A 20,472-nucleotide genomic window follows, 5' to 3' on the forward strand; every position below is an offset into this window, starting at 1 on the left:
AGAGCCGCCGATCCTCTGTAAACGGCTTCACTTCGGGGCGGTCCGTCGTGATCCGGCTCTGTTCGGCGCGGTTCGCGGAGGCCCGTTGCTCTCGCCCCCTTCCCGATCGAGTGCAGCCATATTGTTAGTTGGGGACTTGCCAACCCGCAATATGACTACACCCGATTGGCCTGGATCGGCAGGGAGATACAAAAAATGGGGTACCGGGAACCGGTACCCCATCTTGTGAAGCTGTCTTAGCGAGCTGCGTAGTACTCAACCACGAGCTGCACTTCACAGGTCACGGGGACCTCAGCGCGCTTCGGGCGACGCAGCAGGCGAGCCTGCAGCTTGTCGAGCTCAACCTCGAGGTAACCGGGAACGTTCGGCAGAACCTCTGCGTGGCCACCGGCTGCTGCAACCTGCAGCGGTTCGATGCCCTCGGAGCGCTCCTTCACGTGGATAAGCTGTCCCGGCTTGACGCGGAACGAGGGACGGTCGACGATCTTGCCGTCGACGAGAATGTGGCGGTGTACAACCAGCTGGCGAGCCTGCGCGGTGGTGCGAGCGAAGCCTGCGCGGAGCACGAGCGCGTCAAGGCGCATTTCGAGGAGCTCAACCAGGTTCTCACCGGTCAGACCGTCCTGGCGACGGGCTTCCTTGAATGCAATAACGAGCTGCTTCTCGCGGATGCCGTACTGGGCGCGAAGACGCTGCTTCTCGCGCAGACGCACGGCGTAGTCGCTGTCGCTCTTACGCTTGGTGCGGCCGTGCTGACCGGGACCGTAGGGGCGACGCTCAAGGTACTTGGCGGCCTTCGGAGTAAGGGCAATGCCCAGTGCCCGCGAGCGGCGGGTCTGTGAGCGGGTACGCGACGTAGTAGACACGTTGATCCTTTCGAGTTTCTGTCAGTTCTTGCGATCCCAAACGGGATCGCGTGTTCTCTCGGCCACGCTGTGTCCGCATTTGTGAGCAAGACCATAGGGTCAAACAGCAATGCACGCGACACAGCACACCGTCTTCGGTGAGGGAACGACCAGTGCAGAAACCCGGCTACAGGGCGACTGCCACCCGCATCTTGCTTGCAGCCAGCAGCAAGAGGTGGTGTAGGCCAACGACAAGCTTATCAGATGCCCCTCGTAATTTTGCGTATCTTCTCGAGGCGGTCGGCTATCTCACGCTCGTGGCCGCGCGGCACCGGCTGATAGTACTCCCGATCGACGAGTTCGTCGGGAAGATATTGCTGCTTCGAAACACCCAGAGCCTCGTTGTGCGGGTATTTATAACCCTTGCCATGTCCGAGCCGTTTTGCACCCGGGTAATGGCCGTCGCGCAGGTGGATCGGCACGAGCCCGAAGCGACCAGCCTTTACATCTGCGATGGCGCTGTCGATCGCCGTAATCACAGCGTTCGATTTTGGTGCGGTGGCGATGTAGATCGTTGCCTCTGCAAGCGGTATTCGAGCTTCCGGCAACCCGACTAGCTGCGTCGCTTCGGCGGCTGCGACGGCAATCAAGAGGGCTTGAGGATCCGCCATGCCCACATCTTCTGCCGCGTGCACCATGAGCCTGCGAGCAATAAAGCGGGGATCTTCTCCCGCTTCAATCATGCGCGCGAGGTAGTGAATAGCAGCATCGGGATCGGACCCGCGCAGTGACTTAATGAAGGCACTAATCACGTCGTAGTGCTGATCACCGTTCTTGTCGTAGCGCAGGAGCGCGCGATCCACCGAGACCGACACGATTTCTGCGGTGACAATGGGGATCGCGTCACCCTCTTTACCCGCGAGAGCAGAGGCTCCTGCTGCCTCTAAGCCAGTGAGAGCGCGACGTGCGTCACCCGAAGCGAGCTGCACCAGCGCTTCAAACCCCTCGTCTTCAACAGAGATTGCGTTGCCAAAACCGCGGGGTCCTCGACAGCTCGCACGAGTAACGTGCGAAGTTCATCGTCTTGTAGAGGCTCAAGGGTGAGCAACAACGAGCGTGACAGCAGCGGGCTGATCACCGAGAAGGAAGGATTTTCGGTTGTAGCAGCCACAAGCGTGACCCAGCCATTCTCGACACCCGGCAGCAGCGCGTCCTGCTGGGCCTTGGTGAAACGGTGGATCTCGTCAAGAAAGAGCACGGTCGCGACGTCGAAGAGGTCGCGATCGTTGAGAGCACGCTCCATGACGGTGCGCACATCCTTAATTCCGGCGGTCACCGCAGAAAGTTCAACGAAGCGACGGCCGCTCGACTGGGCGATGGCCTGGGCGAGCGTAGTTTTGCCCGTGCCCGGCGGGCCCCAAAGAATTATCGAAACTGCACCGCGCTGAGACTCCCCCTCAGCCGCGAGAACTCGCAGTGGTGACCCCGGTTTGAGGAGGTGTTTCTGGCCCACCACCTCGTCGAGTGAGCGCGGACGCATGCGCACGGCGAGGGGTGCGGTATGCCCGGGAACTGCTGAGGTGGTCACTCCACCATGCTATCCGTGCTGAGCTGTGGCATAGTGGGAGAGTCCAATCTGGTTGGCTATGAGCCAACCCCACTACCGACAGGTGAGTAGCACTGTGAGCGAAACGAGCAAAGAAACGCCCTGGGGCCGAGTTGACGAAGACCGCACGGTCTACGTTCGCGAGGGCGACTCTGAACGAGCCGTAGGCTCCTTCCCTGACGGAACTGCCGAGGAGGCACTCACCTACTTCGCTCGCAAGTACGCCGACCTTGAGGGCCAGGTCACCCTACTTGAGGCTCGCATTGCACGCGGCACCGCCGAGGGCTCCGTTGCAGAAACTGTCGCAAAGCTTCAGGAATCGCTCGTTGAGCCGGCCGCCGTGGGTGACTTAGTCTCTCTTCGTGCGCGCGTCGAGAAGCTTGGCGACAAGGCAGCTGAGCTCTCCGAAAAACAGCAGGCCGAGCGTGAGGCAGCTCGACAGGAAGCCCTCGCTCAGCGCGAAGCGATCGTTATTGAAGCTGAAAAGCTGGCAGCTCAGCCCGAATCCTCCATCCGATGGAAAGACACGAGCATGGCCCTCGAAAAGCTCTTCACCGAGTGGCAGACCATCCAGCGCAGCGGGCCCCAAGTTTCGAAGGCCCAGGCCGATGCACTCTGGAAGCGGTTCCGTTCGGCCCGACAGTCGTTTGACACTGCCCGCCGCACCCACTTCGCTCAGATGGATGCCAACAACAAAGATGTGAAGCAGCGCAAAGAGAAGATCATTGCATCCGCCGAAGCTCTCGCTTCAAAGGGCACCGACGCGATTCCTGCGTACCGTTTGCTGCTCGACGAGTGGAAGGCAGCCGGTCGCGCAAGCCGCAAGCTCGATGACCAACTCTGGGCCCGGTTTAAGGCCGCCGGTGACGTGCTCTACGAGGCGAAGGCCGCAGAGGTTGCACAGAGCAACGAAGAGTACGCCGCAAACCTGGCAGCAAAGCAAGCTCTGCTTGAAGAGGCTGAACCGATTCTGAAGGTCACTGACCAGGTAGCGGCTCGCAAGCAACTCACCGATATTCAGATTCGCTGGGACGAGATCGGACGTGTTCCTCGCGAGTCTCTGCGCGATATCGAGGGTCGACTGCGCAAGGTAGAAGATCATGTCAAAGGCCTTGAAGACGAGCATTGGAAGAAGACCAATCCAGAGACCAAGGCCCGCAGCGAGGGTCTGCGCGGCCAGCTTGAGGCTTCAATCGCAGAGCTAACCGCAGAAATCGAAGCAGCTCAGGCGAAGGGCGACAAAAAAGCTCAGTCCGAGGCAGAGACAAAACTGCAGACTCAGCAGTCTTGGCTCGCAGCTCTGGGGACTAGTCCTCCAACACGTCTAAGGCCGTCTAACTTTGCTCACAGCGAGGGTAGACGGCCTTTCTCTTTGAGTTATCCACAGATTTGCGAAATTTCAAACGCGCCCGCCCGAACTCATGCAATCTGGTTGAATGCGAGAACACCCCAAACGAGAACTTCCGAAGATACCGGCGGTCTACAACTGGCCGGTAGCGGTCAGATCGGCTGAGATCTTAAGAGGCACACTGGTGCGCTGTGGTCCGGGATCGCGTTTGGCCGGATGGCCCGAGACCAGCAGAATCCGCGCCACGGCCCTCGCGCCCTGGTACACAGAGCATCGTGTTGCGGTGCGCATGAGTGCAGCTTGGATATGGGGAGCATGTCGTCATCCAGGCAAACCGCTCCGTTTCGCAACGCTTGGTGGCCGTCGAGCAGAGATGGTCAGTAACTCAATCCTGACGCTGCAGCAGCTGCGCATTACAGAGAGTGATGTGGTCTACTGCGATAGTTTTGCGGTCACGTCACCCATTCGAACTGCCTTAGACCTGCTGCGCGACCCGGCTAGCTTCGATGCAAGAAGCAAAGCCACCTACCGGTTACTTCTCCCCCTCATTCCAGGCGGAAAGGAAGCCGTGGAGACGCGATTGATCGAGGGCCCTCAGGCATATCGCAACGTCGCTCTCAACAGACTCAAAGGGTGTTAGCGAAGCAGATGTCTAGTTTGTAATGCGGTAGACGTCGTAGACACCGTCAATGCGTCGCACAGCATTCAGTACGTGCTCAAGGTGGGTGGCATTGGCCATCTCGAAGATGAAACGGCTAATGGCGAGCCTGGAAGAGGAGGTGTTGACTGATGCGGAGAGAATATTCACATGGTGCTCCGAAAGCGTGCGAGTGACATCAGAGAGCAATCCCGATCGATCGAGGGCCTCAACCTGAATGTGCACGAGAAACACGGTCTTTTCAGTTGGAGCCCATTCAACGTCGACAAGCCGGTCAGACTGCTTCTCAAGCTGCCCGAAATTGTGGCAGTCTGTGCGATGCACAGAAACCCCTTGCCCCTTCGTCACAAACCCGCGGATAGCATCACCGGGAACCGGCGTGCAGCACTTTGCGAGCTTTGCAAGTACATCAGAGGCACCCTTGACCACAACGCCGCTGGTGGAACCGGTCTTCGACGCCCGTGGCGAGTCAATGATCGGCATGGTCGCGAGAGCGGGTTCTGTCGAAACCTGATCGTCAAAGACGAGCGCCGACACTTTTTCGATGACGGACTGTGCAGAGACGTGCCCCTCACCGACGGCGGCGTAGAGGGCCGTGACGTCTGCGTAACGGAGTTGAAGCGCCACTTGCTGCAGAGCCGCAGAGTTCATCACCTGGTGCAGCGGCAGCCCCTGCTTACGAAGCGCTTTGGTAATCTCAACTTTGCCGGTCTCGGCAGCCTCGTCACGTCGTTCCTTGGTGAACCACTGACGAATCTTGTTTTGGGCACGTTTGCTCTTAACAAAATTGAGCCAAGCCTTGTTCGGTCCAGCGTTCGGATCCTTCGAGGTGAAAACCTCAACCACGTCACCATTCTGCAAAGCCGTCTCAAGCGGAACGAGACGCCCATTGACCCTGGCACCCATGGTGCGGTGCCCAACTTCTGTGTGCACGGCATATGCGAAGTCCACGGTTGTTCCGCCAGCAGGGAGGCCGATGACTCGCCCCTTCGGCGTGAACACGTAGACCTCTTTTGCGCCGATCTCAAAACGCAGTGCGTCCAAGAACTCGCTAGGATCTTCTGTCTCGGCCTGCCAGTCAGAGATGTGCGCGAGCCAGGCCATGTCATTCGAACTCGGAGCCTGTTGGCCTTGCTGGCGCTGTTTGTACTTCCAGTGGGCAGCCACACCGTACTCGGCGCGCTGGTGCATCTCAACGGTTCGAATCTGAATCTCGACCGCGCGCCCATCGGGACCAATCACCGTCGTGTGTAGTGACTGGTACAGGTTAAACTTCGGCGTCGCAATGTAATCCTTAAAGCGGCCCGGGATGGGCGTCCAGCGCGCGTGTACGGCTCCCAGCACGGCATAACAGTCGCGGATGGAGTTGACGAGCACACGGATGCCCACGAGGTCGTAAATGTCATCGAAGTCACGGCCCCGCACGATCATCTTCTGGTAGATCGAATAGAGCTCCTTCGGGCGACCGGTAACCTCGCCGCGAATCTTTGCGTCGCGAAGATCGGACTCGATCGACTGAATGACCGCACCCACCACCTCATCACGTTGCGGATTGCGCTGCGAGACCAGGTTTTCGATCTCGGCATAGAGCTTTGGCTTGAGCACCGCAAATGAGAGATCTTCGAGCTCAGACTTCATCGACTGAATGCCGAGCCTGTGCGCGAGGGGCGCATAGATCTCGAGTGTCTCCTGAGCCTTTCGCTTGGCTGAGTCGCCAGAAACAAACCCCCAAGTACGGGCGTTGTGAAGGCGATCAGCAAGCTTGATCACCAGCACCCGAATGTCACGTGACATCGCAACAACCATCTTGCGCACGGTTTCCGCCTGGGCAGAGTCGCCGTACTTCACTTTGTCGAGCTTAGTGACGCCGTCCACGAGCATCGCGACCTCTTCGCCAAACTCCGCTGTGAGTTGCTCAAGCGAGTAGTCGGTGTCTTCGACCGTGTCGTGAAGCAGAGCCGCGGCAATGGCCACGGGGGCAATGCCGAGATCAGCGAGGATCTGGGCCACCGCAATCGGATGCGTGATGTACGGTTCGCCGCTGCGCCGTTTCTGACCCCGGTGTGAGCGCTCCGCCACCGTGTAGGCACGCTCGATGATCGAAAGATCTGCACGTGGGTAATTGCCCCGCACAGTTCGGATGAGCTGATCAACCGCTCCCGGAGCGCTGCCACGCGAAAAGATTCTCGGCACGAGGCGCCTGAGCGAGGTTGTGCCGCTTTGCGCTGTTTCATTAACCGCCACGTTCAACCTCCTTCGACAAACTGAACGTTACACCAAACGGTGCTATTCCTACTAAACGGGTCGCGCTATCGGCGCCAACACAGAAAGATGGTGCTTAGAAATGTTGGATTCAAAGTGAATCCAACATTTCTAAGCACCATCTCATTCTAGAGCTGGCTGGGCGACTACTTGGCCGCTTCTGCCTCAGCGGGCTCTTCGTCGTCAGATTTCTCTGCCTCGCGCGCACGCAACTTCATCACTTTATCGTCGTGTTCTTTGATAGCGGGTTCCCCTCGCGCAGCTGCGAGTAAATGGGTGCTGCCACAAAGATGGTCGAGTAGGCGCCTGCAAAAATACCGATGAACAGAGCAAGCGAAATATCGCGCAGCGTTCCCGCACCGAGAACAAAGGCTCCAATAAAAAGAATCGAGGCGACTGGCAACAGTGCAACGATCGAGGTGTTGATCGAGCGCACCAAAGTCTGATTCACACCGAGGTTCACCGCCTCGGCAAACGTACGATGGTCGCTGACTTCGCTGGCCGAAGTGTTTTCGCGAATCTTGTCGAACACCACAACGGTGTCGTAGAGCGAATAGCCAAGAATCGTGAGGAAACCAATCATGGCAGCCGGTGTGATCTCAAACCCGGTTATCAGGTATACACCCGCCGTGATCACGAGATCATGGAAGAGGGCGATCATTGCCGCGAGCGACATCTTCCAGGTGCGGAAGTAGAGAGCCATCACCACTGCCGCAAACACAATGAACACGATGAGAGCCACGATGGCTTGACGGGTGATGTCCTGACCCCAAGCCGGACCGATGTAAGAGAACGTAACTTCGCTCTCATCGACGCTGTAGGCCTTGGCAAGGGCAGAGATGACCTCTTGGTTCTCGTTATCTTTCAGAGATCCGGTCTGAATGCGAATATCAGCAGCGCCAAGATTCGTGACTCGAGGGTTGCTTGAGGGCACCACATCAGTCACGACCTTTTCCGCAACACCTGGATCGCGATCCTGGCCCTCGGTGAGGTGCACCTGGAATTGGCTACCACCCGTGAACTCGATGCCAAGGTTTGGGGTGCCACGTAGAAGCGCACCAAACAGGCAAACCAAGATCAGGATGAGCGAGATGATGTACCAGGTCTTCCGTCGACCAATAAAGTTGATCGACTTTTCACCGGTGTAGAGCGCGTTTCCGAACTCAGAGAATGAGCGGCGAGCCATGTTAGCTCTCCTTTCCGTTGGCGCTGGGGGCCACAGTGCCGGAGGCCTCGGCGGCCTTACGTTCTGCAATAGTCTGACGGCGCTCCGCCTCGTGCTGGCTGCGGGCATTCTTTTTGCCCGCTCCCCTACTTGCGATCACGGGTTCACGGAACTGGGCACGACCACGGTAAACGGCACCGAGGCTTCGCGGATCCAGGCCTGAGAACTTATGGCCCTCGCGGTAGAAGCGAGTACGTGCCAGCAGGGCCATCATTGGGTGTGTGAACAGTGCAACGACTGCCACGTCAACCAGGGTCGTAAGACCAAGGGTAAAGGCGAAGCCCTTCACGTTACCGACGGCAACAATGTAGAGAATCACAGCAGCAAGGAAGTTCACGCCGTCAGAAGCAAGAACCGTTCGGAAGGCGCGCTTCCAACCGTTCTCAACAGCTCCCTCAATTGGGAAGCCATCACGAAGAGCATCTCGAACTCGCTCGAAGTAGACAATGAAGGAGTCAGCGGTGAAGCCAACGGCCACGATGATACCGGCGATACCCGCCAGCGACAATCGGTATCCCTGACGCCACGAGAAGAACGTGAGAAGCAGGTAGGTGAGGATTGCAGCAACCGCGAGAGAAGCAATTGTCAGGCTGCCAAGCGCGCGGTATTGGAAGAACGAGTACACAACAACGAGCAGCAGGCCGATAAGACCGGCAAGCAAACCCGCTTGCAACTGGTTTGAACCAAGCGTGGAAGAAATGTCTTCCTGGCTCTGCACGGTGAAGTCCATCGGAAGGGCACCGAACTTCAGCTGATCCGCGAGCGCCTTAGAGGACTCCTGAGTGAAATCACCGGAGATCGAAGGGCGACCGTCAAGAATCTGTCCCTGCATCGTGGGCGCAGAAAGCACCGAGCCGTCGAGCACAAACGCGAACTGATTGAATGGCTCCTGCGCACCGTAGAGGCGCGTGCTGATCTTGCCAAACTCCTTGGCACCCTTGTCGTTCATCGTGATCTGGACATTCCAGCCACCGGTCGTGTTACCACGGCTATCGGTGGCCTTCTGCGAAACAGCGTTTGTAATGACGTCACCGTTGAGCTCAACCGGCCCAAGAATGTACTTCAACGAACCCGTATCGTCACAGGTGATAAGCGGACGATCGGCAGGGGCATCGCGCGTATCAAGTGCGGTGTCAGAATCACAAGTGAAGTCGGCGAACTCCTGCTGAAGACCGGGCGTGAGCCACGCTTGGTCACCCGCCTCTTTAGGAAGCGGATCTGGATCGACACTTTCAGCCTTGGCTGCATCCTTAGTGTCTGCGGCCTTTGCGTCAGCCTTCGGCGTGTCCGTGGTCTTGGCGTCTGCTTCTTTGGAATCTGTCGTCTTTGCATCTGCTGAGCTGCCGTCTTTGGTGTCCGCTTTGGCGTTGTCAGCCTCAGCGTTCTCCGTGTCAGCTCCCGCAACACCCACACCAACAGCAAGCACGGGGCGGAAATCGAGCTTTGCAGAAGCCTCAATCCGCTGCAGCGTCTCCTTGTCTGCTTTGCCCGGGATGGCAACAGAAATGTTGCTTGATCCCTGTGTGGTGATCTCAGACTCCGACACACCCGCAGCGTCAACACGCTGGCGAATGATGGAAACAGCCTGCTGTAGCTGTTCCCCGCTCACGGCCTTGCCGTCAGTCTGCTCGGCCGCAAGCAGAATCTGTGTTCCGCCTTGCAAGTCGAGCGCGAGCTTGGGGGTCCAAGACGCATTCTCCTTGTCGAAGGTCACCCCAAGCGTGATGAGACCGACAAGGCCAACAACTATGACCAAAAGGAAGATGAGGGAGCGACGAGCCCTCCGCACCGCAGGTGTGGACGCCAAAACAGTACTGCTTTCTCTATATCGGTGAAGGCGAGCTAGGCCTCAATTGCACAAGCTCGCCGCAAGTGATTACGCCTTAGGCGTCTGATCACTCTCGCCATCGGAATCGTTAACCTCGGCGTTCGAAGCGTCGGCTTTTGAAACGTCATTGGTGCTGTCTGAGCTTTCGGAGGCAATTCGTTCCCCGAAAGCGGGATCATCGTCAGGAGCCAGGTCGGGGCTCACAACCGCATCTGCGGGCGCATCAACCGGAGTGACGATCTGAGAGATTGCGTTGCGGTGAACCACAAGCGTTGAAGAGCCGCTCTGAATAGTTGCGCGATTCTCTTCATCGTTTATCTCGACAACCGTGCCGTAGATGCCAGACTGAAGCATAATTTCAGCTCCGGGGCGCAGGCCTGACTGCAACTCCTGCATCGCTTTCTGACGCTTCTTTCCGTTACGGAACATGAAGAAAATCAGCACGGCGATGAGGCCGAACATCAGGATAGTAATCGGATCCAGAGGCACAGTAGACCTTTCAATGGGCGAGCAAGATCATGCACATAGCGCGCATAGACTCTGCCACCTTACCGTGTCGCGGCTGAAAATAGGGTGCCGAGACTGCGAGTCTCGCGAGGTTTCTGTGCCTCACTTGTGTGCACTAATGTGATCCCAACCCAATTGAGTCGCCACACGCCCTCGTGGAGTTCGCGTGAGAAGCCCCGCACGCACAAGAAAAGGCTCAACAACCGACTCAATTGTCTCAGCTTCTTCACCAACGGAAACTGCGAGTGTAGAGAGCCCAACCGGCCCACCATTGAACCGCTGAATCACAGCGCGAAGCACCTCGCGGTCGAGCCGATCAAGACCGTGTTTATCGACGTCATAAAGAGTCAGTGCCGCCTCAACACTTGCGGTGTCTGCCACCATCTCGTGCACCAGGCTGTAATCCCGCACTCTTCGCAGCAAACGATTCGCAATACGGGGCGTGCCTCGAGAGCGGCCTGCGATCTCTTCAATACCCTGCTCGGAGATGTCAAAATTTAGCAGGCGGGCCGCACGCCTCACCACACTCGCGAGCTCATCCTCCGAATAAAACTCAAGGTGAGCGGTGAAGCCAAATCGGTCGCGCAGTGGGTTAGGGAGCAGACCCGCACGAGTGGTCGCCCCCACGAGAGTAAAGGGCGCCAGTTCAAGCGGCACGGATGTTGCTCCGGCCCCCTTGCCGACCATGATGTCGACCTTAAAGTCTTCCATCGCGAGGTAGAGCATCTCTTCTGCACTGCGAGCCATGCGATGGATCTCATCCACGAACAGGACCTCACCCGGGGTCAAAGCAGAGAGCACGGCCGCTAAGTCACCGGCGTGCTGGATGGCCGGGCCGGAAGTTTGATGCAGCGGCTTATCAAGCTCGGTTGCCACGATCATCGAGAGAGTTGTTTTGCCAAGCCCGGGTGGACCAGCAAGCAGAATGTGATCTGGAGCAACCCCGCGCATAGTTGCAGCACTGAGCAGCAAGTTCATCTGGCTGCGCACCTTGAACTGACCGACAAACTCGTCGAGCGTTCCGGGACGCAGCGCCCCTTCGTAACCAATCTCTGACGGAGAGGCCTGAGGCGACAATTCCCCCGTCATCGACTGCTCCGACCACTCGGTCGAGCGTTCTGCAGCAGCGCAAGCGCGGCACGCAAGAGAGCCGCGCTCTCAACCGACGCACCCGCGGCGCGCGCATCCTGAACCGCCTGCCATGCCTCGGACTCACCCCAGCCGAGCCCAACAAGGCCGTCGCGCACGGCCTCAGCTGCAACAGATTCGGGATCGGATGTCGCGCTCACGTCTATGGTCGAATCGGCAAGGCTCAGCTCCCTCAGTTTACCCGCGAGCGAAACTGTCAAAAGTTTCGCGGTCTTTGGACCTATGCCTGAAACCTTCTGAAAAGGTTTCGCATCTTCGTTTGCCACCGCACGCACGATCTCAGCTGGGGTCAGGCTAGAAAGCACACCAAGAGCGCTGCGAGGGCCAACACCCGAGACAGCAATAAGGTGACCAAACACTGTCAGTTCGTCTTCCGTAGAAAACCCGAACAGCGTAAGCGCATCTTCGCGCACGACCAGCCAGGTGTGCAGAAACAGGGTTTCTCCGGTGCAGGCCTGCGCTACACGACCGCTCGGAATCTCAACACGCAAGCCGATCCCGCCCACACCAATTACTGCCCAGCCGGCTCCCGCAGAGAGCACCTCACCATGTATCGAAGCAATCACACGCTTAGCCTAGATTGCACCACCGACATTGGCGGACTCGCCACACCGTTCATTCGAAGATATCTACGAACAAATGGGGGTGCGCAAGATGCCAGTCAAGCGATGGCGCTACCCACGAGCGCAGAACCCTCGTCCCCATAAGGGAGCCCATGGAGTAACGGCCAGGTTGCTCGCAAACCTCGGGACTACCAAGTAGCGAGCACCCGGACCTTCCAAGAATTACGCGTTCGCGAGCGCCGACTCAGACGTAACGTTTCGCACCGCGCGATTCACCGAGCTGATGATGGCTTTGAGTGTTGCGCGACTGGTATCTGGATCAATTCCAACGCCCCACAGACGCTGTCCGTCGACCTCAAGATCTACATAGGAGGCAGCTACTGCATCTCCACCCGAACTCATCGCGTGCTCGACGTAGTCAAACAGAGTGACCGCGTGCCCTCCATCGTTCAGCGCGTTCAGAAACGCGTCAACCGGACCGTTGCCCCGCGAGGTCGACTGCTTTTCTTCAGAACCGATGCGGTAATCGACGGTGAGTTCGGTCACGCCGTCGCCGGCGCTCACTGAGGAGGTACGGAAAATCTCGTAGCGCCCCAGCGTTCAGCCGCAGGATCATGAGCCGGCAGGTACTCATCCTGGAAGATACGCCAGATTTCCTCGCTGGATACCTCGCCGCCCTCGGTGTCAGTGACTCCCTGCACAACTGAGCTGAACTCGATTTGCAGTCGACGCGGCAGATCCAAATTGTGGTCCGTCTTCAAAAGGTAGGCAACGCCTCCCTTGCCCGACTGTGAGTTCACACGAATGACGGCTTCGTACGAGCGACCAAGATCCTTCGGGTCAACCGGCAGGTACGGTACCGCCCACTCGAGATCTTCGACAGCAACTCCCGCAGCTTCGGCGTCTTGTGTCATGCGTTCGAAGCCCTTTTTGATCGCATCCTGATGCGAGCCAGAGAAGGCTGTGTAGACAAGATCGCCCGCCCAGGGGCTGCGCTCAGGAACCCGCAGCTGGTTGCAGTACTCTGCAGTGCGGCGCACTTCATCGAGTCTCGAGAAGTCAATCTGAGGATCGATCCCCTGCGTGAACATGTTGATGCCAAGAGCGATCAGGTCAACGTTGCCGGTGCGCTCACCATTACCAAAGAGGCAGCCCTCAATGCGGTCAGCTCCGGCCAGGTAGCCCAACTCCGCTGCAGCCACGGCGGTACCGCGATCATTGTGCGGGTGCAGCGAAACGATGACGTTCTCGCGGTGGTTCAGGTTACGACACATCCACTCGATCGAATCGGCGTAGACGTTGGGGGTTGCCATCTCGACCGTGGCGGGCAGGTTAATGATGACCTTGCGCTCGGGGTCGGCTTGAAGATCTCGAGCACATCGTTACAGACCTCGGCCGCGTACTCCAGTTCGGTGCCGGTGTACGACTCGGGCGAGTACTCGTAGTAGATATCGGTGCCCGCGCAGATTTCTTCGCTAGCGACACAGAGCTTCGCACCATCGATCGCGATCTGCTTAATGCCCTCACGATCCTGCCGGAACACTACATCGCGCTGCAAGATGCTCGTGGAGTTATAGAGGTGCACGATCGCCTGTTTCGCACCGATGAGCGACTCGTAGGTGCGTTTGATGAGGTGGTCGCGCGCCTGGGTCAACACCTGGATGGTGACGTCATCGGGGATCGCGTTGTCTTCGATCAGGTGCCGCACGAAGTCGAAATCGGTCTGGCTCGCGGACGGAAACCCGACCTCGATCTCTTTATAGCCCATCTTCACGAGCAGATCGAACATGATCCGCTTGCGCTCGGGGCTCATGGGATCGATAAGTGCCTGATTGCCGTCGCGCAGATCAACCGCGCACCACCGAGGTGCCTTCTCAATGCGCTTAGTCGGCCAGGTGCGATCCGGAAGATCGACCTTGATGATCTCGTGGAACGGGCGGTAGCGGTGAATCGGCATACCTGAGGGCTGTTGCGTGTTCTTCATGGGCTCGTCTTCCTCGTCTAAAACTCTTGCTCAGCCAAACACAAACACCGCGACGAGGGAGGCCTGAAAACTAGGACTCGTCGCGGCAGCTAAGGAGAAGCGAGCCGAACAGCATGAAGTCACTATACCACTGGCTTGGATACTTGCCCGAACTCACCTCCAGGCAACGATAGGGTTACAAACATGGGCAAGATTGCGAGAATACTCCTTGGCACCATGGCATCACTCACGCTCCTATTTGCGCCCTTCACCGCCCTCACCCCAGCTCAGGCCGACACAAGCGACTTCAGCTACGACAGCTGGCACGTCGACTATCAACTCGACACTGACGAGGACGGTCGCTCAATAACTCGAGTTACGGAGACGCTCGTGGCTCACTTCCCCGACTTTGACCAGAACCGCGGGCTCGTGCGGGGTCTCCCGGTTGACTACGAAAACGCTTCCACGGATCCCCGCGACTTTAGCGTTACCGATCTCACCGGAACTCCGATCCCTTTTGAACTTGAAACTGGCGACGGCTTCATTGCGGTTCTCACCGGCAATGATGACTTTGTTCATGGCGTTCAAGGCTACGTCATCAGTTACACCCTCAGTGACACGATCCTGGCGCGAGACGACGGCTCCGCCGACGAGTTCTACTGGGACCTCGTTGATTCTGAACACCTTCAACCGATCAAGCAGTTCACCGCAAGCATTTCCTTCTCTCCGAAACTCGCCTCGAAGCTGAACGGTAACTCACGGTGTTACATCGGTGCGGCAGGGTCCACCGATGAGTGCGAAATGACGCGCAATGAAGCTGGTCCGGCGTTCAGTGTCCCCGCGATCCAACTCGCACCCAAGCAGGGTGTGACCGTTGCCATTGGCTTTGAACCGGGTACTGTTGTGCAGCCGGATTCACGCATTCCCAACTTCGCTCTCGACACGCTGCCCTCTTTATCGGAGGCGCGGCAATTGCAACTGGTTTGGCCAGCGGGATCGCCGTTTTTCGCTACCACAGGAAACGGCGTGTTGGGCGCGGTGTGGTCGTGGCGCAGTACGAGGTTCCGGCATCTCTACCACCGCTGCTTGCTGCACCCATCGTGGGCTCTATGACCTCGGCTGCATCAGTGCCCGCCGAGTTCGTACACCTCGCGGTGAGCGGAGTAATCCGTATTGAAGAATCAGAAGCCACTTGGAGACCAAGACCCACTATCCGGCTCATGGATCTCACCCGCTGTGGGACCAACTCGACACAAAAACTGCGCAGGACCTATTTCCAGCCCAGACTGTTGGAGAGATCCTTGAGATTCCGCGGAAGAGTCAGAGCTTTGCCCGCCGCATGACTGCACTGAAGCAGATCGGCGTGGACCAAGCAATTTCGCGCGGTTACCTCGAAAAAGCTGCGAACCCCGTGGCTCGAAAACTCGGCCTCGTCACCCTCGGACTTGCCGCGGTGCTGATTGCATTTTCGGCCTTCGGGTTCGTGTCGCGTAACTCAGCAACGCCGTTCATCAGTGTCTTTATTGCCGCGCTCGCGCTCCTTCTCGGCATCATCGGCGTCAGTAAACAACGTGTCCATACTCAACTCGGAGCAGAGACTCGCGAGCATCTCGAGGGAGTGCGTGAGTTTATCCGCGTCGCTGAGGCCGATCGCATAAGGGCGCTGCAGTCCTACGAGGGTGCTGAGCGTTTGCAGGACGGCAGCATCAATGTCATCAACCTGTACGAAAAGCTGCTCCCCTACGCGATGCTCTTTGGCTTGGAGAAGCAATGGAGCAAAACCCTCGAGACCAGATATCAGGAAAACCCCGGTTATGTTCCCTACTGGTACCCAGCCGTTGGCCTGCACGGAATCTCAAGCTTTAACAGCACGATCTCAGAGTTCACCCGTTCGCTCGCCTCCTCAGCGAGCTACACCTCCAGCAGCTCAGGAGGATCCTCGGGTGGTGGCTTCTCCGGAGGTGGCGGTGGCGGTGGCTTCTCAGGCGGTCGCTAGTTGCGCGGCCGGTACTGAGCACTTCCAAAGCCGAGAACCATGTAGCCGATAAACGGCAGCAGCCACAGCAGGAAGAACGCAAAAGCGCCGCCCTTTCCGAAGCGTTGAGCCACACGCACGGCCATGACGATCGAGAAGATGAAGTTGACGATCGGAATGAGATACAGCAGCGTCATCCAAGCTGAGTAACCGGCAACCTTCACCAGAATAAAGGTGTTCACAATCGGAATGATCGCAAGAATGCCCGGGTAACCAGCTTTGGTGAAGACTCGCCACAGCGCAATCGCCATGACGACGTAAACGGCAATCGCAAAGACACCGTAGGTTTGAAACAACGTTGTGAGTTGCGCCTGATCTGTGATGTAGTCCATGCCCAGATTCTAGCCACCTCAGCAAGGTGCTGCACAGGGCTTGACGCGAACAAGACCAGTCTAGAAACCCAGCTTGCCGAGGGCCTTCGAGTCGCGTTGCCATTCCTTGAGCACCTTCACACGGAGCGAAAGGTATACCCGACGCCCAAGTAGCGCCTCGATCTCGTGACGTGCTTTCTCCCCCACATCGCGCAGGCGCGAGCCACCCTTTCCGATCACAATGCCCTTCTGGCTGTCGCGCTCTACGTAGATCGACGCATACAGTTCGAGAAGACCGTCGTCACGCACCTCGCGATCGTCAACCGTTGCCGCCAGTGAGTGCGGCAGTTCTTCGCGCGCGCCTTCAAGAGCTGCCTCGCGGATCAGCTCCGCGATTCGGTCGTCTTCGCTCTCGTCGGTGGTTTGCTCTGCGTCGTAGAGTGGCGGAGAAACCGGCATCAGCCTGAGCAGCACATCTGAGAGAACGTCAAGCTGCTCCTGCGTGACCGCAGAGATCGGCACGACCGCATCCCACTCGCGCAGCGTGCCGAGTCTCGTGAGTTGGTCAATAATCTCTGATTTTGAGGCCTCATCGACCTTCGTGAGAATCGCGACCTTCTTGGCGCGCGGAAAGTCGTCGAGCCGCTCATTGATAAATCGATCTCCAGGCCCGAGCTTCTCGTTCGCGGGGACGCAGAAACCGATCACGTCGACATCTCCAAGGGTCGCTTCCACGAGAGCATTCAATCGTTCACCGAGCAGAGTGCGAGGGCGATGGATGCCGGGCGTATCAACAATAATCAGCTGCCCGTCAGGTCTGTGCGCGATTCCACGGATAGCACGTCTTGTGGTCTGCGGCTTTGGGCTCGTGATGGCGATCTTTTCACCGACCAGCGCATTCGTGAGTGTCGATTTACCGACGTTGGGGCGCCCGACGAATGATACAAATCCAGCACGGAAGTCATTGTTCCCGGGCTCTGTGTGGTCTGTCATGATTCGTCCTCTTTCTTGCCTAGCGTTTGAGAGTTGTCTTCCTTCTCAACCGCGTCAGTTTTTTCGTTACCGATCCAGCGGGCTCGCGCCGTGAGTAGTCGCTGGCGACGCCGCTCAGTTTCGACAGCGGTGAGCTCAACCCCTGCGACAACCACGGTGTCTTCTGGCTCAGGAAGCCTTCCCAGATGTTTCGCCACCAATCCGCCCACGGTGTCAACCTCGTCGTCATCGAGCTCGATTCCAAAGAGCTCACCGAGCTCTTCAACCCCGAGCCTGGCACTCACGAGGAACGAACCATCACCCTGGGGAGTCACTTCTAACTCTTCACGGTCGTGTTCGTCGTTAATCTCGCCGAGCAACTCTTCAATGAGGTCTTCCAGCGTCACGAGACCCGAGATACCGCCGTACTCGTCAACGACGAGCGCCAGGTGATTCGATTCGCTCTGCATGCGCCGCAACAGCTTGTCTGCTCGCTGTACCTCAGGCACAAAGATTGCCGGTTTCATAATGCGGGTCACACGCGAGCTATCAACCTCGTCTGCGCGCCGCAGCATGAACTTACTCGCGTCGCGCAGGTAAGCGATCCCCGCCACATCATCGATGTCTCCACCAACTACCGGAATGCGGGAGTGCCGCGAAGCAAGCATCTGTTCAAGCGCTTCACGCACACTCGATTCGCTGCTGATAGTAACCATGTCGATGCGAGGCACCATCACTTCTCGCACCAGGGTGTCACCAAACTCAACGAGCGAATGGATGTAGTCGCGGTCGTCGCTCTCGAGTAGTGACTGCTCTGCGGCCTGATCTACCATCGAGAGCAGCTGCTGCTCATCGCGGATGCGGGCACCGCCGCTGCTGCGCCCGGGGGTCACTCGATTGCTGATCCGAATGAGCGAAGTTGCCACGGGGCCGAGGATCAGGCGCAGCGCACGCATAGTGGGCGCTGCAAAGCGAATCACAGCATCAGGGTGGTGGGTTCCTACCGTGCGCGGGCTTGATCCCACCAGAGCGAACGTAATGGCCGTCATGACGAGTGTCGCAATCACGAGTTCAAGCCAGAGTTCGTCGAGGGAATACGCCAGCACGAGCGTGATCAATACGGCGGCAAGGGTCTCGGTAAACACCCTCGCAAAGCTGAGAGCATTGAGGTGCGCGGCCTCGTCTTCCGCGATCGCGCGGATCGCCTTACCGCGGCGAGGGGAATCTTCAGCGAGCCCTAGCAGTTCGGCACGCGAGCGCACCCCAAAGGCGGCGTCCGCAGCGGCCAGAAGGCCCGCTACACCGAGCAGAATGAGCGCTGCCACGAGAAACAGCGCGATGACTACTCCACTCACTGTTTTCGCTCGCGCATGGCAAACGAAAGCAGGAGATCGCGCTGCAACCCAAACATCTCCGCTTCTTCTTCTGGAGTCGCGTGGTCGAAGCCCAGCAGATGCAGCATGCCGTGTGTCAGCAGCACCGACACCTCTTGAGGCAGGTCGTGTCCGGCTGCCTCAGCCTGCACCTCAGCGACCTGCGGGCAGACAACAACGTCTCCGAGTAGACCTGCTGGAGTCTGCGCATCTGCACGTCCTGGCCGCAGCTCATCCATGGGAAAGCTCAGAACATCGGTGGGGCCGGGCTCGTTCATCCATTGCACGTGCAACTGCTCGATCGCAGCCTCATCGACCAGCATGACACCCAGCTCAGTGTCGGGGTGCACGTGCAATGATTCCAGCACAAACGCGGCGAGGCGCTGCAGTCGGCCTTCTTCTACCTCAATGCCCGACTCGTTGTTGATCTCCACACTCACTGCGTTCTCGCTTCTTTTGTTTCATCGTATGCCTGGTATGCGTCCACGATTCGCCCAACAAGGCTGTGGCGGACGATGTCGTCTGAACTCAGCTCAGCAAAATGAATGTCTTCAACGTCTTTCAGGATGCGACGAACCACTCGCAGTCCACTGACGGCTGCTGGCAAATCGACCTGTGTTGCGTCGCCCGTCACGACCATTTTTGAGCCGTAGCCGAGCCTGGTCAAAAACATCTTCATCTGCTCTGGAGTTGTGTTTTGTGCCTCGTCAAGAATGACAAACGCCTCGTTCAGCGTTCGGCCTCGCATGTAAGCCAGCGGGGCAACCTCGATCGTGCCACTCGCGAGGAGTTTCGGCACGAGGTCGGGATCCATCATGGCCCCCACCGCGTCAAAAAGCGGACGTAAGTAAGGATCAATCTTTTCTTCAAGAGTTCCCGGCAGGTAGCCGAGTCGTTCACCTGCTTCGACGGCGGGCCGCGTCAGAATGATCTTCGAGACCTCACGACGCTGCAAAGCCTGGACAGCCTTCGCCATTGCAAGATATGTCTTGCCTGTGCCTGCAGGGCCGACACCAAATACGATGGTGTTTGCGTCAATCGCGTTGATGTACGCCCTTTGCCCGGCAGTCTGTGGGCGAACTGCGCGGCCACGAACGGTGAGAATCGGTTCACTCAGCACCTGCGCGGCGGTGGGCCCATTGCCCTCGTGAACCATGCGGGTCACCTCGCTCACATCGCGCCTCGAGACAGTGCCGCTGCGCCTTGCGAGCTCAAGGATCTCGCGCACTACCTCCTCGGCGGCACGAACTTCGAGGGCGGGGCCGCGCAGCGTGAGCACCTCGTCGCGCGAGTGAAAGACTACGCCGGGGTGCTGCGACTCGAGATCAGCAATGAGCTGATCTCGATGCCCCAGCAGGGAGGCGAGATCAACACCGGCAAGAAGCACAGTGCGTTGCAGTTCGGTGTCTTCTGCGACTCCCGACTGCGGAGTGGGTGTTGGTTCAGCTTCCAACGAGTGCATTCTCCTTGAGATCACCGGCGAGTACGTGCGCATGCACGTGGAAAACGGTCTGCCCTACGCCCGCGCCGGAATTAAAGATGAGTCGGAACTCGCCGTCGGCAAGCTCGTCTGCGAGGCTCTGGGCAACAGCCACCATGTCTGCGAGTGTCTCTGGATCGCCAGCTGCGAGTTCAGCAACGTTGCGATACTGAGTCGCCTTCGGGATCACTAGTACATGCACCGGTGCCTGCGGGTTGATGTCGGGGAACGCAATCACACGGTCGGTCTCCGCGAGGATCTCAACTGGGATCTCACCCGACACAATTTTGCCGAAAACCGTCTCTTCTGCCATGCAGGCAAGTCTAGCGCTGCCTTCCGACAAGCTG

General features: G+C 58.2%; 17 protein-coding genes and 2 pseudogenes. 4 read left to right on the forward strand and 15 right to left on the reverse strand.

All coding sequences use genetic code 11. The annotated features are described in order from the left end of the window. Positions 1-236: 236 nt before the first annotated feature. Together rpsD and G7066_RS07750 are read right to left on the reverse strand one after the other, a co-directional pair. Positions 237-866, reverse strand: a complete 630-nt coding sequence (gene rpsD, locus G7066_RS07745) for a 30S ribosomal protein S4 (protein WP_166330213.1) — start codon at positions 864-866, stop codon at positions 237-239. Positions 867-1,105: 239 nt separating this feature from the next. Further along, positions 1,106-2,385: pseudogene (locus G7066_RS07750) on the reverse strand (replication-associated recombination protein A). Positions 2,386-2,491: 106 nt separating this feature from the next. Between G7066_RS07750 and G7066_RS07755 the strand changes: the two are divergent. Further along, the gene (locus tag G7066_RS07755) at positions 2,492-3,964 is read left to right on the forward strand and encodes a DUF349 domain-containing protein (protein WP_341873777.1); all 1,473 of its coding nucleotides are present in this window, start codon (positions 2,492-2,494) and stop codon (positions 3,962-3,964) included. A 208-nt stretch (positions 3,965-4,172) separates the two neighbouring features. Next, a complete protein-coding gene (locus tag G7066_RS07760; RefSeq protein ID WP_166330215.1) occupies positions 4,173-4,439 on the forward strand; it encodes a hypothetical protein in 267 nt (88 codons plus the stop codon). A gap of 12 nt (positions 4,440-4,451) precedes the next feature. On the opposite strand, the gene G7066_RS07765 is transcribed toward G7066_RS07760, so the two are convergent. The 7 genes and pseudogenes from G7066_RS07765 to leuA all read right to left on the reverse strand — a co-directional run bounded on the left by G7066_RS07765 (position 4,452) and on the right by leuA (position 13,975). Continuing rightward, complete coding sequence (locus G7066_RS07765) at positions 4,452-6,701, reverse strand: RelA/SpoT family protein (protein WP_280116143.1); 2,250 nt, start codon at positions 6,699-6,701, stop codon at positions 4,452-4,454. 235 nt (positions 6,702-6,936) lie between these two features. Continuing rightward, on the reverse strand, positions 6,937-7,905 hold the full coding sequence (gene secF, locus G7066_RS07770) for a protein translocase subunit SecF (protein WP_166330219.1): 969 nt from the start codon (positions 7,903-7,905) through the stop codon (positions 6,937-6,939). Between the two features lies 1 nt (position 7,906). Then, positions 7,907-9,751, reverse strand: a complete 1,845-nt coding sequence (secD, locus tag G7066_RS07775) for a protein translocase subunit SecD (RefSeq protein WP_166330221.1) — start codon at positions 9,749-9,751, stop codon at positions 7,907-7,909. A 69-nt stretch (positions 9,752-9,820) separates the two neighbouring features. Then, entirely contained in the window at positions 9,821-10,234 is a 414-nt protein-coding gene (gene yajC, locus G7066_RS07780; RefSeq protein WP_244302816.1) for a preprotein translocase subunit YajC, read from the reverse strand. Between the two features lie 147 nt (positions 10,235-10,381). Further along, a complete protein-coding gene (ruvB, locus tag G7066_RS07785; RefSeq protein WP_166330226.1) occupies positions 10,382-11,368 on the reverse strand; it encodes a Holliday junction branch migration DNA helicase RuvB in 987 nt (328 codons plus the stop codon). After that, positions 11,365-11,994, reverse strand: a complete 630-nt coding sequence (ruvA, locus tag G7066_RS07790) for a Holliday junction branch migration protein RuvA (protein ID WP_166330228.1) — start codon at positions 11,992-11,994, stop codon at positions 11,365-11,367. The genes ruvB and ruvA overlap by 4 nt, the downstream gene beginning before the upstream one ends. A 219-nt stretch (positions 11,995-12,213) precedes the next feature. Beyond that, positions 12,214-13,975: pseudogene (leuA, locus tag G7066_RS07795) on the reverse strand (2-isopropylmalate synthase). A 183-nt stretch (positions 13,976-14,158) separates the two neighbouring features. Between leuA and G7066_RS07800 the strand changes: the two are divergent. Further along, on the forward strand, positions 14,159-15,067 hold the full coding sequence (locus G7066_RS07800; protein WP_166330230.1) for a DUF2207 domain-containing protein: 909 nt from the start codon (positions 14,159-14,161) through the stop codon (positions 15,065-15,067). Between the two features lie 79 nt (positions 15,068-15,146). Beyond that, a complete protein-coding gene (locus tag G7066_RS07805) occupies positions 15,147-15,950 on the forward strand; it encodes a DUF2207 family protein (RefSeq protein WP_166330232.1) in 804 nt (267 codons plus the stop codon). On the opposite strand, the gene G7066_RS07810 is transcribed toward G7066_RS07805, so the two are convergent. From G7066_RS07810 to G7066_RS07835, 6 genes are read right to left on the reverse strand one after another with little or no spacing between them, the layout of a single operon-like run. Then, positions 15,947-16,321, reverse strand: coding sequence for a DUF5684 domain-containing protein (locus tag G7066_RS07810; RefSeq protein ID WP_166330234.1), 375 nt, complete (start codon positions 16,319-16,321; stop codon positions 15,947-15,949). The two genes, G7066_RS07805 and G7066_RS07810, sit on opposite strands and share 4 nt — an antisense overlap. Before the next feature lie 60 nt (positions 16,322-16,381). Next, positions 16,382-17,293 (reverse strand): GTPase Era, encoded by a 912-nt coding sequence (era, locus tag G7066_RS07815; protein ID WP_166330236.1) that lies wholly within the window; start codon positions 17,291-17,293, stop codon positions 16,382-16,384. Then, positions 17,290-18,627: a hemolysin family protein gene (locus G7066_RS07820; RefSeq protein ID WP_244302817.1), complete on the reverse strand. Its 1,338-nt coding sequence runs from the start codon at positions 18,625-18,627 to the stop codon at positions 17,290-17,292. The genes era and G7066_RS07820 overlap by 4 nt, the downstream gene beginning before the upstream one ends. Next, positions 18,624-19,085, reverse strand: a complete 462-nt coding sequence (gene ybeY, locus G7066_RS07825; protein ID WP_166330238.1) for an rRNA maturation RNase YbeY — start codon at positions 19,083-19,085, stop codon at positions 18,624-18,626. Before ybeY ends, G7066_RS07820 begins: the two co-directional genes overlap by 4 nt. Next, complete coding sequence (locus G7066_RS07830) at positions 19,082-20,107, reverse strand: PhoH family protein (RefSeq protein WP_166330240.1); 1,026 nt, start codon at positions 20,105-20,107, stop codon at positions 19,082-19,084. The genes ybeY and G7066_RS07830 overlap by 4 nt, the downstream gene beginning before the upstream one ends. Then, positions 20,088-20,438: an HIT domain-containing protein gene (locus G7066_RS07835; protein ID WP_166330242.1), complete on the reverse strand. Its 351-nt coding sequence runs from the start codon at positions 20,436-20,438 to the stop codon at positions 20,088-20,090. Before G7066_RS07835 ends, G7066_RS07830 begins: the two co-directional genes overlap by 20 nt. Positions 20,439-20,472 lie beyond the last annotated feature (34 nt).

The sequence above is a fragment of the Leucobacter coleopterorum genome (genome assembly GCF_011382985.1).
In the GTDB taxonomy this organism is placed as follows: Bacteria; Actinomycetota; Actinomycetes; order Actinomycetales; family Microbacteriaceae; genus Leucobacter; species Leucobacter coleopterorum.

Bases quoted from the DNA above. Each gene is read 5' to 3' on its own strand.
- G7066_RS07830 (WP_166330240.1), bottom strand. From the start codon at position 20,107: ATGCACTCGTTGGAAGCTGAACCAACACCCACTCCGCAGTCGGGAGTC.
- yajC (WP_244302816.1), bottom strand. From the start codon at position 10,234: ATGTTCGGCCTCATCGCCGTGCTGATTTTCTTCATGTTCCGTAACGGA.
- G7066_RS07800 (WP_166330230.1), top strand. From the start codon at position 14,159: ATGGGCAAGATTGCGAGAATACTCCTTGGCACCATGGCATCACTCACG.
- secF (WP_166330219.1), bottom strand. From the start codon at position 7,905: ATGGCTCGCCGCTCATTCTCTGAGTTCGGAAACGCGCTCTACACCGGT.
- G7066_RS07760 (WP_166330215.1), top strand. From the start codon at position 4,173: ATGGTCAGTAACTCAATCCTGACGCTGCAGCAGCTGCGCATTACAGAG.
- era (WP_166330236.1), bottom strand. From the start codon at position 17,293: ATGACAGACCACACAGAGCCCGGGAACAATGACTTCCGTGCTGGATTT.
- G7066_RS07755 (WP_341873777.1), top strand. From the start codon at position 2,492: ATGAGCCAACCCCACTACCGACAGGTGAGTAGCACTGTGAGCGAAACG.
- G7066_RS07835 (WP_166330242.1), bottom strand. From the start codon at position 20,438: ATGGCAGAAGAGACGGTTTTCGGCAAAATTGTGTCGGGTGAGATCCCA.
- ruvB (WP_166330226.1), bottom strand. From the start codon at position 11,368: ATGACGGGGGAATTGTCGCCTCAGGCCTCTCCGTCAGAGATTGGTTAC.
- G7066_RS07810 (WP_166330234.1), bottom strand. From the start codon at position 16,321: ATGGACTACATCACAGATCAGGCGCAACTCACAACGTTGTTTCAAACC.